Below are 14,878 nucleotides of genomic sequence, written 5' to 3'. Positions count from 1 at the left end.
CGCTGTACGACGCCGCAGGTTCTATTCAAGTCTGGGTCCGTCGAAAGTGCAGGAACCATGCCACCGCACCGTGATGGCGCAAGTAGTTGGATTTGACGGAGTTGGTTGGGCGATCAGGCTAGCACGCGCCCTACTCAGGTGCATGAAAACCACGTCGTCGCCTTTTTATAGTGCAGAGGCTTTTGCAGCGCATCGTCCACAGTGTATTTCGGTCGTAAGGGAAGCACGCCGCAACGGCTATACTCGCGCGCTTTTCGCCTGCCTGGCCTCTGAGGCCTTGTTTTCGGCGATCTTCAAGCAGTTTTAGGACACCGCATGGCCGCCCCCAAAGCCGACGCGCCCCAGACATTTCAGGATCTGATTTTCGCCCTGCAGACGTATTGGGCCCGGCAGGGCTGCGTCATTTTGCAGCCGTACGACATGGAAATGGGCGCAGGCACCTTTCACACCGGCACGCTGCTGCGTGCCGTGGGTCCGGAACCCTGGAGTGCGGCGTATGTGCAGCCCTCGCGCCGACCGACGGATGGGCGCTACGGCGACAACCCCTTTCGGCTGCAGCACTACTACCAGTTCCAGGTCGTGCTCAAACCGGCGCCAGAGAACATCATCGACCTGTACCTGGGCTCGCTGGCCAGTCTTGGCTTCGATCTCCTGACGCACGATATCCGGCTGGTCGAGGACAACTGGGAGTCACCGACCCTCGGTGCCTGGGGCCTCGGCTGGGAGATCTGGCTCAATGGCATGGAGGTCACGCAGTTCACGTACTTCCAGCAGGTGGGCGGTCTTGATTGCCGTCCCGTCATGGGCGAGATCACCTACGGACTCGAGCGCCTGGCCATGTATCTGCAGGGCGTGCAGAGTATTTTCGATATCGTCTGGTCGGATGGTCCCTTCGGGCGGGTGACCTACGGTGACGTGTATCACCAGAACGAAGTCGAACAATCGAAGTACAACTTCGAACTCGCCGATACAGCGATGCTGTTCAGGCATTTTCAGGATCACGAGACGGCGTGCCGAATGCTGCTCGATAACGGGCTGGCACTGCCGGCCTATGAACAGATGCTCAAGACGTCCCACACATTCAATCTGCTCGATGCTCGCAAGGCGATCTCCGTCACCGAGCGTCAGGGCTACATCCTCAGAGTTCGCGCACTGGCCAAGAGTGTCGCCGAAACCTATTACAAGTCTCGCGAGGCACTCGGCTTTCCGATGCTCGCGCGGGCCGCGGCGGGAGCGCCGACCCCATGAGCAAGCGCGATTTTCTCGTCGAGATCGGCACTGAAGAACTGCCGCCAAAATCACTGTTCACGCTGGCACAGGCATTGGCCACTGGCATCGTCCGTGGGCTCGATGCGGCAAACGTGAAGCATGGCGAAGCAGAGTGGTTCGCCACCCCCCGGCGACTCGCTGTGCGCATTGCTGGCGTGGCCGATCATCAGCCGGACCAGGAAATCCGGCGTCAGGGCCCCGCGATCGCTAATGCGTACGATGCGAGCGGCCAGCCGACCCGCGCCGCATTGGGATTCGCAGCATCCTGCGGCGTACCGCTCGAGGACCTGCAGCAGGTGGATGGCCCCAAAGGCCGCGTCCTGCAGTTCGTCGGCGTGAAGGCAGGTGAGCCTGTGGTTTCGCTGTTGCCGGCCATTGTGAATACCGCACTCGGCGAGCTGCCTATTGCCAAGCGCATGCGCTGGGGCAGCGGTGATCAGGAGTTCGTGCGTCCAGTGCACTGGATCGTCATGCTGTTCGGATCGAACGTGATCGAGTCGCAGATCCTTGGCAAGGAAGCTGGCAAGCAATCGCGCGGTCACCGCTTCCACGCACCGCAGGCGCTCACCATCTCCAGCCCGGCAAAGTACCCCGAGACATTACGGGAGAAGGGGCGGGTGGTTGTCGACGTCGCGCAGCGGCGCGAATCGATTCGCGCCGGCGTCACGGCTATCGCCGAATCGCTGGGCGGCACCGCCGTGATCGAGCCTGCTCTGCTGGATGAGGTCACGGCCCTGGTGGAATGGCCGGTGCCGCTCGCCGGTCGTTTCGACGCGCGATTCCTCGACCTGCCATCGGAGGTATTGATCGCGACGATGCAGGATCATCAGCGCTACTTTCCCGTGCGCAGTGCCGACGGCAAATTGATGAACTCCTTCATCACCGTCTCTAACATCGAAAGCAGGGATCCGGACAAGGTCCGCGATGGTAATGAGCGGGTAGTGCGCCCGCGGCTGGCCGACGCGGCGTTCTTCTGGGAGACCGACCGCAAGCAATCGCTGGATTCCCGCCGCGAGGCACTCAAGGCCGTCACCTTCCAGGGCAAGCTCGGCTCGGTTTACGAGAAGAGCGAGCGCGTTGCTGCCCTCGCAGTGCAGGTCGCAGAGATCATCGGCGCAGATGTGGCGATGACGCGCCGGGTTGCGCAGTTGGCGAAGTGCGATCTGCTGACCGCGATGGTGGGCGAGTTCCCGGAATTGCAGGGTCTGATGGGTCGCTACTACGCACAGCACGACAGCGAACCGGCGGACGTTGCTGCCGCAATCGAAGAACAGTACTGGCCGCGCTTTTCCGGCGATCAGCTGCCCGTCACCCGGGTCGGCATCGCGGTCGCCCTGGCCGACAAGCTGGACACGATCGCGGGCATTTTCAGTATCGGCCAGAAGCCGACGGGAACGCGTGATCCGTTTGGATTGCGTCGTGCGGCGCTCGGCGTACTGCGCATCTGTTTCGAGCGGGGGCTCGAATTGGATCTGATGCAGCTCGTGCAAAGTGCCGTCGCACAGCAGCCGGTCGCTGCGCCGGCTGGGACCGTGGACGACATCTGGGCGTATTTGATGGAGCGACTGCGCAGTTCCTATCTCGAGGACGACTCGCCGTTGCAGATCACCACCGAGATGTTCGATGCCGTCGTGGCGAGCCGATCGCAATCGCCGGTCGACATCCATCGTCGTCTGCAGGCGCTGGTCGCTTTCCTGGCGTTGCCGGAAGCGCAAAGTCTGTCGGCAGCGAACAAGCGAATCGTGAACCTCCTGCGTAAGGCGCCGGGCGATGTGTCCGGTGCGGTGGACACCCATCGCTTGCAGGATCCGGCAGAGCGAGCCCTGTTTGACCACGTCATTGCCACAGAGCGCGCGGTGAATCCGCTACTGGCGCGGCGAGAATATGCCGCGGCACTCGCGCAATTGGCGAGTCTGCGGGAGGACGTGGACAAGTTCTTTGACAGCGTCATGGTCATGGCGGATGACCCCGACGTGCGCATGAACCGACTGGCGCTACTCGTGCGTCTGCGCGGCGTGTTTTTGCAGATCGCGGATCTTTCGCGTCTGCCGGGGTGATCGTCAGGTCGGGAGTCGGCTGAGTGCAGCTACTGCGTTCGTTGCTCTTCACCACGGGGCTGTTTGTCGGTACCGCCATCTATGCGGTCATCGTTCTCGCGCTGTGCTGGTTGCCAGGTCAACGGCTGTATGCGGTGGCACGCAGCTGGTCGCGCATGCAGCTGTGGATGCTGAAGGTCAGCTGTGGCCTGACCCACAAGATCGAAGGCGTCGAGAACATAATTCCGGGCGCCCATATTTCCATGTGGAAGCACTCCTCGGCGTGGGAGACGATTGCTCAGGCGGGCATATTTCCGGCACAGGCCTGGGTGCTGAAGCGCGAGCTGATGTGGATACCGCTGGTCGGCTGGGCACTGCACTTTCTCAAGCCCATCGCGATCAACCGCGGCGCCGGTGCTTCAGCGGTGAACCAGGTGGTCGACCAGGGCAAACAGCGGCTGGCACAGGGTTTGTGGATTCTGATTTTCCCGGAAGGTACCCGCACGGCTCCCGGTGAATCGAAAAAGTACGGCGTCAGTGGCTTTCTGCTGGCCTCACGGGCCGGCTGCAAGATCGTGCCGGTTGCGCACAACGCCGGAAATTTCTGGCCGCGACGGGGTTGGGTGAAGAAGCCGGGTGTCATTCACGTGACGATCGGTCCGGCGATCGATGCCGCCGGGCGGGATCCGCGTGAATTGTCGAGGGAAGTCAGCGCCTGGATCGATGCGAAGGTCGCAGCAATGCCAGGCGCGTAGACGGGCTGTAAGTTTTGCTGATTTGTAGGGGGTTTAAACCCTACAGAGAATCAGATTACTGCTTAGATTTTCTAAATATCCAGATTCGAGACCGCGAGGGCATTTTTCTCGATGAATTCGCGACGCGGTTCGACCTGGTCGCCCATCAGGGTCGAGAAGATATCGTTCGCCGCCAGGGCGTCTTCGATGCGGACCTGTATCAGGCGGCGCGATGCCGGATTGATAGTCGTTTCCCAGAGCTGATCCGGGTTCATCTCGCCCAGCCCTTTATATCGCTGCAGCGTCTGTCCCTTCCGGGCCTGTTCGAGCAACCATTCGATGGCCGGCTTGAAGCCGCCCACCTCCTGACGCTGCTCGCCCTTGGCGACGTACGCGTCTGGCTGCAACAGGCCAGACAGCGTCTTGCCCAGTTCAGCGATGCGCCGATATTCCGCCGACTCAAAGAACTCGCGGTGAATGTGTTTTTCGGTGGTGCTGCCGTGCTCGGTGCGCGTCACCAGCAGCTTCGGAGCGCCGCCCTCTGAGCCCGCCAATACGCGTACGCGATATTTGCGGCTGGTGTCATTCAACACGTTCAGCTGGGCTTCGAAAGCATTGCCCCACTGGGTCAGCCATTCGAGATTGTCGTGATTGGCAAGCGTCACTTCGGGCGAGTAAATCAGCTGCTCCAACACCCGCTGGTCATAACGTCGTGATGAACGACGGAGGATCGCTGCGACTTCCATCCAGCGCCGCGCTAAGGCCTCGAGCGCCGTGCCTGTCAGTGGTGCCTCATTACCCCCGACGTACAGCCGCGCGTCCTCCAGGGCCTGCGCCAGCAGCATGGCGTTGAGTTCGACGTCGTCCTTCACGTAGTGCTCGCTCTTGCCCTTCTTCAATTTGTAGAGAGGCGGCTGAGCGATATAGATGTGACCGCGTTCGATGAGCTGCGGCATCTGACGGTAGAAGAAGGTCAGCAGCAGTGTACGGATGTGTGAACCGTCGACGTCGGCGTCCGTCATGATGATGACGCGGTGGTAACGCAGTTTGTCGGGATTGAAGTCATCGGCGCCTATGCCGCATCCCAGCGCAGTGATCAGCGTGCCGACCTCCGCGGAAGACAGCATCTTGTCGAAGCGCGCCTTCTCGACATTCAGGATCTTGCCCTTGAGCGGCAGGATCGCCTGGGTACGGCGGTCGCGGCCCTGTTTTGCCGATCCACCTGCCGAGTCACCCTCGACCAGGAAGATTTCGGAAAGTGCCGGATCCTTTTCCTGGCAGTCCGCCAGTTTTCCGGGAAGACCGGCCAGGTCCAGCGCGCCTTTGCGGCGTGTCATCTCGCGCGCCTTACGGGCCGCTTCGCGTGCACGGGCCGCTTCAACGATCTTCGACGCGATTGCTTTGGCCTGCGCCGGGTGCTCGAGCAGGAACTCCTCGAGCTTGGTGCTGACGGTGTTCTCCACGATCCCCTTGATCTCGGACGAGACCAGCTTGTCCTTGGTCTGCGAGGAGAACTTGGGATCCGGCATCTTGACCGAAAGAATCGCCGTCAGACCTTCGCGCGCGTCGTCGCCAGTGGTGGCGGTCTTGTCCTTCGCCGAGTACCGCTCCTCGACGTAGTGGTTCAGCGTTCGGGTCAGCGCACTGCGGAAGCCAGCCAGATGCGTGCCGCCGTCCTTCTGCGGAATGTTGTTCGTATAGGAGTACATATTCTCCTGGTACGAGTCATTCCACTGCAGGCCCAGTTCAACCGTGATCGCTTCCTGCTGAGTGCGAAACCAGATGATCGACTCATGGACCGACGTCTGATTCCGGTTGAGGTAGCGGACGAATTCGCTGATACCACCTTCGTACTCGAACACTTCGCGTTTGTCGTCGCGCTCGTCAACCAACTCGATGCGCACGCCAGAATTGAGGAAGGACAGTTCCCGCAGACGCTTGGCCAGGATGTTGTAGTCAAATTCGATGTTGGTGAAGATCTGGGAGCTGGGCTTGAAGCGGATGATCGTGCCGCGCTTGTCGGTCACGCCCGTTTCAGCCAGCGGAGCCTGCGGGTCACCCAGACGGTATTCCTGGGTGTAGAGCTTGCCGGCGCGATGAATCGTCAGGAGCAGGTACTCCGAAAGCGCGTTCACCACGGACACGCCGACGCCGTGCAGTCCACCCGAAACCTTGTAGGACGAGTCATCGAACTTACCGCCCGCATGCAGGACGGTCATGATGACTTCGGCGGCCGATTTGCCTTCCTCCGGATGGATATCCACAGGTATTCCACGGCCATCGTCAGCCACGGTCACGGACTCGTCGGCATGCACAGTGACGGTGATGTGGGTGCAATGTCCGGCCAGGGCTTCGTCGATCGAGTTGTCTACAACCTCGAACACCATGTGGTGCAATCCGGTCCCGTCATCGGTGTCACCGATGTACATTCCAGGCCGCTTCCGGACAGCATCGAGGCCTTTCAAAACCTTGATTTTGCTTGAGTCGTAGACGTCTGATTCGGTCATGGCGCAACCTGGCTTGGGGACGGCGGAATTATAGCATTGGGGTGAATTTGCCTTGTTCCACGTGGAACCTCCGCACCACATTTATGCCTTGGAGCCCCGCGTCACTGACCGATGTGACGATGAGTTGTGAGGGTACGGAATCGACCGCTTTCAAAAGTTTCCCCAAGTTATCCACATCCAGTTCGGCCGCGGGATCGTCGAGCAAAAGACAGGTCGGCATCGTCGCCGTTACTGCCCGGAGCCTGACTTGGGAAAGGATGAAAGCGCACGCCATCAGCTTCTGCTGACCCCGCGATACACGGTCGCGTGCAACCGTCTCGCCCATCCGAAATGTGAGATCCGCCCGGTGCGGACCGACCGTGGTGGTTCGCAGCTGCAAGTCGCGAGGCCGTTTGGCGATGAGCTCATCCGCAAGGGTCTCATCCTTCGACCATCCCCGCCGATACTCAAACGTCACTGGTTCATCCAGAAGCCGCTCGGCTGTCTCCTCGAAGACGGGCTTGAGCTGCGCGGCATATGCGGATCGATGACGATCCACGATCTCACCGCATTCCACCAATTCGGCTTCCCAAGCGGAGATGACAGCTAACGTCTGGCCAGATCGAAACGCCGCGTTCCGCTGCAGTAAGGCACGTTGGTATCGCCGCCAGGCCGCCAGGAAATTTTGTTCCACGTGGAACACTCCCCAGTCCAGCAATCGACGGCGGCGCGCCGAGCCTTCCTCGACCAATTTGTGAACGCTGGGATCAATCAACTGAATTGGAAGGATTTCGGCAATTTCCGAAATACTGGAAATCCCCTGCCCTGCAAGGCGAGTTCGGGAGCGGCCGCCTGTGAACTCAGTTCCGGCCGTCAGTACTCCGCGAGGAGTCTCCACCTGTCCGACGATCCGGAAAAAGCTCTGCCCTCGCCGGACCAATTTCTCTCGGGTGTTGGCCCGCAGTGAGCGGGCGTGACCGAGGAAGAAAATCGCCTCCAGTAAACTGGTTTTCCCAGAGGCGTTCCTGCCGAGGATGCCGGTCCCCCTCGCATCGAACTCCAGATGCGCACTTTCAATGCATCGAAAGTTCTCTATATCGATAGTTGCAAGCACGCCAGACGAGTACCGCCGGCGTTAGAGGCGCATCGGCATGACGACGTATTTCGAATGGGCCGTTGCTGGCGAAGTCACCAGGCAACTGTTGTTGGCATCAGTCAACCCGAGTTGGACGTCACCGCCGTCCACCGCTGCCAGTGCATCGAGCAGGTAGTTGACGTTGAAGCCGATTTCCACTTCTTCGCCGTCATAGACGACTTCCAGCTCTTCTTCGGCCTCTTCCTGCTCCGGGTTGTGGGATTGAAGAATGATGGCATTCGTCTTTACCGCTAAGCGGATGCCACGGTACTTCTCGTTGGAGAGAATCGCAGCGCGCTGGAGCGCAGCACGCAAAACATCGCGATCTGCGCGTACCTGACGGGGAGGATTTGCAGGAATAACTCGCCCGTACTCCGGGAAACGTCCGTCGATCAGCTTCGAAGTGAAGCGAATGTCCCCGATATGGGCACGAATGTGGTTCGTTCCGATCGCCAGTTCGACCGTGCCTTCCGATCCGAGCAAGCGCTGCAGTTCCAGGACGCCTTTACGAGGAACGATGACCTGCTGCGGAGTACCAACAGCGTTATCCAGTTCGGTTTCGCAGTAAGCGAGACGATGTCCGTCAGTCGCCACTGTTCGCAGCACTTTCTCCGCAATTTCCAGCAACATTCCATTGAGATAGTAACGGACGTCCTGTTGCGCCATCGAAAAGTGCGTCTTGTCGAGGAGTCTCTTGAGAGCAGCTTGCGCGATGTTCAGTGATTGCTGCGCGCGAATATCTTCGATTGCAGGGAAGTCGGTCGCGGGCAATGTCGTCAAGGTGAAGCGGCTCTTGCCTGACTTCACTGTTGCCCTCTCCCCTTCCACGGAAAACGTGACGTTCGCCTGCTCTGGCAGCGCACGGATGATGTCCAGCAGCTTGCGTCCCGGTACGGTGATTTCCCCCCCCTGCTGCAAACTCACTTTCGCCTTCGCAACGAGTTCGACTTCCAGATCAGTCGCCGTGATGGATAGCTCATCACCTCGACCTGTGATCAACACGTTCGCGAGAATGGGCATGGTCTGACGACGCTCGACCACGCCAATGACTGCCTGGAGAGGTGCGAGGATTGCTTCGCGTCCGGCACTGAACTTCATCGCTTCACCTGTGTGTCTTCTAGATTTAAAGGATAGATATTTAAGAATTTATGATGATTACAGAGGAAGACGTAATCTGTGGAAAACCCATTTTTTGCAATCTAAATCAAATCGTTACGCTGTCAGTAAGTAATCTGATCCATGCCCTGTGAGACTGTCTCGATCCTGTGCGCCACCTGTGGATGAAATCGGTTTCTATTCAGCCCACAAGCTATCCACAGCTAACCAGCCAGGGTTCTCAACAGGTTTTGATAATCCTCACTGATACGGGTCTGTGATTCACGCAACTCTTTGATTACCCGACAAGCATGCATCACTGTCGTGTGGTCCCGGCCGCCGAATGCATCACCGATCTCCGGCAGGCTGTGACTGGTCAGTTCTTTCGACAGGGCCATTGCCAGCTGACGCGGGCGTGCAATCGAGCGACTGCGCCGCTTCGACAGCAAATCCGCCATCCGGATCTTGTAGTACTCGGCGACCGTCTTCTGAATGTTCTCGATGGTGACCAGGCGATCCTGCAGGGCCAGAAGATCGCGCAACGCCTCCTTGACGAACTCCAGCGTGATCGCGCGTCCCGTGAACTGGGAATTCGCGGCTACACGACGCAGCGCCCCTTCCAGCTCACGGACATTGGATCGAATTCGCTTCGCGATGAAGAAGGCCACTTCCTCGGGCAGGTCCACGGCCATCACCGCGGCCTTGCTCATCAGAATCGCCACGCAGGTTTCGAGCTCGGGAGGTTCGATAGCGACTGTCAGTCCCCAGCCGAAGCGGGATTTCAGCCGTTCCTCCAGACCGTCGACTTCCTTCGGATAGCGATCGCACGTCAGAATGATCTGCTGCTGACCTTCAAACAAGGCATTGAAAGTGTGGAAGAACTCTTCCTGTGACCGGTCCTTGTTGGCAAAGAACTGGATGTCGTCGATCAGCAGGGCATCGAGTGTCCGATACGCCGCTTTGAAATCATTGATGGTGTTGTGCTGCAGCGCCTTGACCATGTCGCTGACGAAACGCTCCGAATGCACATACGCGATTCGCGCCCGATCACTGCGACCACGGATCGTGTTGCCGACCGCATGCATCAAATGCGTCTTTCCCAGACCGACGCCCCCGTAGATAAACAACGGGTTATATGCCCGGCCCGGATTCTCAGCGACTTGATGAGCCGCGGCCCGGGCCAACTGGTTGCTCTTGCCCTCGACGAAATTCGCGAACGTGAAATCGGGATTGAGCCGACTACCGAGAACTGCTGGTGGGGGAGCCTCACGACCGAAAACCCTTGGGACCGGCCCTGATACGACAGCAGGCGTATTGGCCGCGACTCGCGACCCCACTTCCACCCCTACCGACAAACCCGGCTCGGGGGAAAGCGCCTCCACCAGTTCGGAGATTCGCTGAGCCACGTTCTGATTGACCCAGTCGACGACGAAACGGTTGGGCGCGAGCAGGCGCAATACCCGCCCGTCTTCCACCGCCTGCAACGGTCGGATCCACGTATTGAACTGCTGCTCAGGCAACTCGATCTCGAGTTGCTGCAGACAGTGATGCCATAACGAACCCGACACGGTCTCGCCCTCGCCGACACTGCAAAGCAGCCGGCTTCAAAAAATAAACGTCGATGAAGTTTGTTCTGCGCCGATCAATTCCCAGCGGGGGCGCGAGAGGAGGGCGAGTCTAACCCCAAGCCAGCCGAGTTATCCACAGCTTACCAAGTGAATTCTCGTGCAAATTCAGCGGTACCGAGCTTGACACCCTGCAGGGCCGTGCGTACCCTTGCCGACCTTCTTTTAGACCCACCATGTGCTTGTTTTAGCGCGACTTTCGCGCCACGAGATTGCAGCATGAAGCGCACTTATAACCCCAGCAAGATTCATCGTGCCCGTACCCACGGCTTCCGTGCGCGCATGGCTACCCGTTCCGGACGTCTCGTGCTCGCCCGTCGCCGCGCGAAGGGTCGCAAGCGTTTGACGGTCTGACGACGCTCGCTGGCGTCGTTACTCGTCTGCCCGATACCGTTCTTGCACACACCGGCCCGGCCTTTCACTCCGGCGCAACGTCTTCATAGCAAATCGGACTACGATCGCGTCTACAAGAACTCGCGACGCTCCGCCGATGGCATGTTCGCGATCTTCATTCGCCCCAACGGCGGATCCGTCGCCCGACTGGGCCTGTCGGTCGCCGCGAAAATCATCGGTGGAGCGGTTCGCCGCAATCGCATCAAGCGTCTGGTCAGGGAGTCGTTCCGGTTGCACCAACATGAACTTCCCCCGGTCGATATCGTCGTCAATGCGCGCTTCGGCGCCCGCGATGCGGACAATCCTGCCATCACGCGCAGTCTTGAAAAGCATTGGCGCGCGGTAAGCAAGTCATGCGCGCCGTCCTGAAGACTCTCATCCGCGGCTACCGCTACTTCATCAGCCCGTTGCTCGGCCCGAACTGTCGTTTCTATCCGAGCTGTTCCTGCTACGCCGAAGAGGCGCTGTCGCTGCACGGTTCGATGAAGGGAAGTTATCTTGCGGCCCGGCGCCTGCTGCGCTGTCATCCGTGGCATCCCGGTGGCTATGACCCGGTACCGTTGCGGACAGCTGATCTCACAACAACGGACGCCTCCGCGCGCTCCAATTCCCCCTGCACTGAATCCGCCGTGGCCACACGCGCCGTCGCGGATACTGCGCACTAGGCTGGAACTCAGGTACCCATGGAAAACCAACGTCTCTTCGTCTGGGCCGCCCTCGGCCTGGTGCTCTGGCTGAACTACATTGCCTGGCAGCGCGACTATGCGCCGGTGCCACCACCGCCAGCCGCGGTCACCGCAACGGCTCCGACCGCCGGTGCCCCTGCAGAATCCCTGCCGGAGCTGCCTGCGGCCGATGGCGCACCTGCCGTTCCGGCTAGTGCGACTGCACAGCCGGAAGCCACCGCAGCAACTGCAGCGGCACCTGTCATTCGCGTCGTCACCGACGTACTCGACATGCAGATCAGCACTCGCGGCGGTGAACTGTTGCGGGCTGACCTGCTCAAGTATCCGAAGGTCAAGAACGAGCCGGACAATCCGGTGCGTCTGTTCGACACCGGGGGCAATGCACTGTTCGTCATCCGATCCGGGCTGCGCGCAGCGGATCAGCGTCCCGAGCCAACGCATCAGGCGCAGTTCCAGGCGAGCGCCAGTGAATATCGCCTTCAGCCGGGCGAGTCGCAGCTCGTCGTGCCTCTGATCTGGACCGATGACCAGGGCGTCACTGTTACCAAGACTTATACGTTCAAGCCCGGCAGCTACCGCATCGATCTGAATTACGACGTGGACAACCAGTCGGGAAGCGACTGGAAGGCTGCGTCCTACGTGCAGCTGATCCGTCATTACGAACACGTGGAACGTTCGTACTTCAATGTCGAAACCTACGCCTATCGCGGTCCCGCGATCTATGACGGCAAGGCGTATCGCAAGCTGCAGATCGACGATGAAGACGAACGCTCCTACAAGAACACTGTCACTGGCGGCTGGGTCGCAGCGCTGCAGCATCACTTCGTGGCGGCTGCCGTTCCTCCGGTGGCAGAAAGCTATGACTACCAGCTGAGCGTGGACCCTGACAACGACTACATTCTTTCCTATCGCGGACCGCTGCAGACCATTGCTGCTGGTGCCACGGGCAACTTCGCGGAAACCCTGTTCGTCGGTCCGAAACTGCAGGAGCAGCTCGAAACCACCGGTCCGAAGCTCGAACTCACCGCCGATTACGGCAAGCTCACGATCCTGTCGCAGCCCCTGTTCTGGTTGCTGGACAAGGTTCATGGCTTCGTCAAGAACTGGGGTCTGGCGATCATCATCGTCACCTTCCTCATCAAGCTCGTCTTCTACAAGCTGACGGCGGCCAGCGGCCGGTCGATGGCGAAAATGCGCAATGTGGCTCCGCGCATCAAAGCGATCCAGGAACGCTACAAGGACGATCGCGAACAACTGGGTCGCCAGATGATGGAAATCTACAAGCGCGAGAAGATCAATCCGCTCGCGGGCTGTCTGCCGATCCTGATCCAGATTCCGTTCTTCCTGGCGTTCTACTGGGTGCTGCTCGAGAGCGTCGAGATGCGGCAGGCGCCGTTCTTCGGCTGGATCACCGATCTGTCGACGCGCGATCCGTTCTTCATCCTGCCGATCCTGATGGGTGCCGCGATGTTTGCGCAGTTCAAACTGCAGCCAATGCCGAGCGCCGATCCGCTGCAGGCAAAGATCTTTGCGTTCATGCCGGTCATCATGGCCGCCACCATGGCGTGGTTCCCGGCTGGGCTGGTGCTCTACTGGCTGACCAACACCTTGCTGTCGATCGCACAGCAATGGCGAATCAACAAGCTGGTCGCGGCAGAAGGCTCGAAGAAGAACGACTAGTCCGTTCCCGCGACTGCCGGCGCGCGGCGGATGTGGCTACACTCGAAACAAGTGCTGGTCACATCCGCGAGCTCCATTGATAGCAAGTTTTGCTGCCGATTCAGACACCATCGCTGCCGTCGCCACTGCCTCTGGTCGCGGCGGTATCGGTGTCGTGCGTGTATCAGGAGCGAAGGTTGCTGACATCGCGCGGCAATTGCTTGGCGATCTGCCGCCGCCGCGGTACGCGGCGTTGCGTGTCTTTCGCGACGCATCCGGCGAAATGCTCGATGGCGGCATCGCCCTGTATTTTCCGGCCCCGGCTTCCTTCACGGGTGAAGACGTTCTCGAACTGCAGGGCCATGGCGGCGCCGTCGTGCTCGACATGCTGCTTCAGCGCGTCGTGCAACTCGGTGCGCGACTTGCTCAACCCGGCGAATTCAGCCGCCGCGCATTCCTGAACGACAAGATCGATCTCACGCAGGCAGAGGCGATTGCCGATCTCATCGACAGTGGTTCGACGCAGGCGGCCCGCGCCGCCCTGCGTTCGCTGCAAGGCGAGTTTTCTGCGGAAGTGCATGCGCTGACCGACGCCGTCATCGAGGCGCGCATGCACGTCGAGGCCGCCATCGATTTTCCCGAAGAAGAAATAGACTTCCTTGCTGACGTCGCACTGCGAGAACGCCTCGATCACGCTACTGAGTTATGCGCAGCGATCATCGCTGCTGCCAGACAAGGCGCATTGCTCCGCGACGGCATGACGGTGGTGATTGCGGGCCGGCCGAATGCAGGCAAGTCGAGCTTGCTGAATCGGCTAGCCGGTTACGACGCCGCCATCGTTACCGACATTCCAGGCACCACGCGCGATGTCCTGCGCGAGCGTATTCATATCGACGGCATGCCGCTGCACATCGCAGATACGGCGGGCCTGCGCGATGAAGCAGACATCGTCGAGGCCGAAGGTATCCGCCGTGCACACGCCGAAATGGCTCGCGCGGATCGCATTCTCTATGTCGTGGATGCAACGCGCGCCGCCGATGACGAACAGATTCGTGCCGAAACCGCCGGGCTACCGGCCGACGTTCCAGTCACATGGATCTTCAACAAGGTCGACATTGCCGGCGCTGAACCGCGACTCCAGAACATCCCTCCAGTGCGCATCCATGTGTCGGCGGTCACTGGCGCAGGCGTCGATCTGCTGCGCCAACACCTGAAGGCGTGCGTCGGCTACCAGGCGTCGGAGTCGGGAACGATCTCCGCGCGCCGCCGGCATCTCGACGCGCTCAATCGCGCGCAACAGCACCTTCACGAAGCTCATCGTCAGCTCACGGAACGTCGCGCCGGAGAACTCATGGCCGAGGAACTTCGCCTGGCGCAGCAATCCCTCGGCGAGATCACGGGTGAATTCACCTCCGATGATCTCCTGGGGCGGATTTTTACGGCGTTCTGCATCGGAAAATAATGAAGCTCATGTCGAGGCTCCATCTCTGGAAGCCCGTGCTTCCAGACGTGCACCGTTGAACTGAACCTGAACTTGTGCGATCGCGCCGAGGCTGCCGATTTTCCTACTGCATTCTGGGGTGGCTCCCAGCACCTTATGATGCAAATGCTTTCTCGAAAGGCCCCCGATCTGGTGTCACCTTCGGGAACGATGTGCCGCAGCCGCATGCAGCCGCATACAGTGAGACCGCAATTCATCATGCCCGGTCCAGACGAATCTTCCGCTACGCCGTGAGGACTTCCCTGGATACAGGCTCGAT

The 14,878-nt window shown here is 60.0% G+C and carries 12 protein-coding genes; 8 read left to right on the top strand and 4 right to left on the bottom strand.

The window, feature by feature from the left end; all coding sequences use genetic code 11:
* The first annotated feature begins 315 nt into the window (after positions 1-315).
* Genes glyQ through VIZ63_RS13070 form a run of 3 tightly spaced genes read left to right on the top strand, consistent with a single transcriptional unit; the run spans position 316 to position 4,060 of the window.
* Positions 316-1,248 carry a glycine--tRNA ligase subunit alpha gene (gene glyQ / locus VIZ63_RS13080; protein ID WP_331610094.1) on the top strand — a complete coding sequence of 311 codons (933 nt, stop codon included), beginning with the start codon at positions 316-318 and terminating at the stop codon, positions 1,246-1,248.
* On the top strand, positions 1,245-3,326 hold the full coding sequence (gene glyS / locus VIZ63_RS13075; protein ID WP_331610093.1) for a glycine--tRNA ligase subunit beta: 2,082 nt from the start codon (positions 1,245-1,247) through the stop codon (positions 3,324-3,326). The genes glyQ and glyS overlap by 4 nt, the downstream gene beginning before the upstream one ends.
* A gap of 23 nt (positions 3,327-3,349) precedes the next feature.
* A complete protein-coding gene (locus VIZ63_RS13070; RefSeq protein WP_331610092.1) occupies positions 3,350-4,060 on the top strand; it encodes a lysophospholipid acyltransferase family protein in 711 nt (236 codons plus the stop codon).
* Positions 4,061-4,131: 71 nt separating this feature from the next.
* Here VIZ63_RS13070 and gyrB read toward each other — a convergent pair whose 3' ends face one another.
* The 4 genes from gyrB to dnaA all read right to left on the bottom strand — a co-directional run bounded on the left by gyrB (position 4,132) and on the right by dnaA (position 10,323).
* Positions 4,132-6,546: a DNA topoisomerase (ATP-hydrolyzing) subunit B gene (gene gyrB / locus VIZ63_RS13065; protein WP_331610091.1), complete on the bottom strand. Its 2,415-nt coding sequence runs from the start codon at positions 6,544-6,546 to the stop codon at positions 4,132-4,134.
* Between the two features lie 28 nt (positions 6,547-6,574).
* On the bottom strand, positions 6,575-7,639 hold the full coding sequence (gene recF / locus VIZ63_RS13060; RefSeq protein WP_331610090.1) for a DNA replication/repair protein RecF: 1,065 nt from the start codon (positions 7,637-7,639) through the stop codon (positions 6,575-6,577).
* A gap of 21 nt (positions 7,640-7,660) precedes the next feature.
* The gene (gene dnaN, locus VIZ63_RS13055) at positions 7,661-8,758 is read right to left on the bottom strand and encodes a DNA polymerase III subunit beta (protein WP_331610089.1); all 1,098 of its coding nucleotides are present in this window, start codon (positions 8,756-8,758) and stop codon (positions 7,661-7,663) included.
* Between the two features lie 221 nt (positions 8,759-8,979).
* Complete coding sequence (gene dnaA / locus VIZ63_RS13050; RefSeq protein WP_331610088.1) at positions 8,980-10,323, bottom strand: chromosomal replication initiator protein DnaA; 1,344 nt, start codon at positions 10,321-10,323, stop codon at positions 8,980-8,982.
* A 276-nt stretch (positions 10,324-10,599) separates the two neighbouring features.
* Here dnaA and rpmH point away from each other — a divergent pair, with 276 nt between their 5' ends.
* The 5 genes from rpmH (at position 10,600) to mnmE (ending at position 14,580) form a co-directional block, all read left to right on the top strand.
* A complete protein-coding gene (gene rpmH / locus VIZ63_RS13045; protein WP_331610087.1) occupies positions 10,600-10,734 on the top strand; it encodes a 50S ribosomal protein L34 in 135 nt (44 codons plus the stop codon).
* A 42-nt stretch (positions 10,735-10,776) separates the two neighbouring features.
* Positions 10,777-11,142, top strand: a complete 366-nt coding sequence (gene rnpA / locus VIZ63_RS13040) for a ribonuclease P protein component (RefSeq protein WP_331610086.1) — start codon at positions 10,777-10,779, stop codon at positions 11,140-11,142.
* Positions 11,127-11,438, top strand: a complete 312-nt coding sequence (yidD, locus tag VIZ63_RS13035) for a membrane protein insertion efficiency factor YidD (RefSeq protein WP_331610085.1) — start codon at positions 11,127-11,129, stop codon at positions 11,436-11,438. Before rnpA ends, yidD begins: the two co-directional genes overlap by 16 nt.
* 18 nt (positions 11,439-11,456) lie before the next feature.
* The gene (gene yidC / locus VIZ63_RS13030; protein ID WP_331610084.1) at positions 11,457-13,139 is read left to right on the top strand and encodes a membrane protein insertase YidC; all 1,683 of its coding nucleotides are present in this window, start codon (positions 11,457-11,459) and stop codon (positions 13,137-13,139) included.
* A gap of 76 nt (positions 13,140-13,215) precedes the next feature.
* Positions 13,216-14,580: a tRNA uridine-5-carboxymethylaminomethyl(34) synthesis GTPase MnmE gene (gene mnmE / locus VIZ63_RS13025; protein ID WP_331610083.1), complete on the top strand. Its 1,365-nt coding sequence runs from the start codon at positions 13,216-13,218 to the stop codon at positions 14,578-14,580.
* Positions 14,581-14,878 lie beyond the last annotated feature (298 nt).

Origin of the sequence: Povalibacter sp., from assembly GCF_036520495.1 — a bacterium.
Classification (GTDB): Bacteria; Pseudomonadota; Gammaproteobacteria; order Steroidobacterales; family Steroidobacteraceae; genus Steroidobacter.
This window is presented reverse-complemented; position numbering and strand designations above follow the sequence as displayed.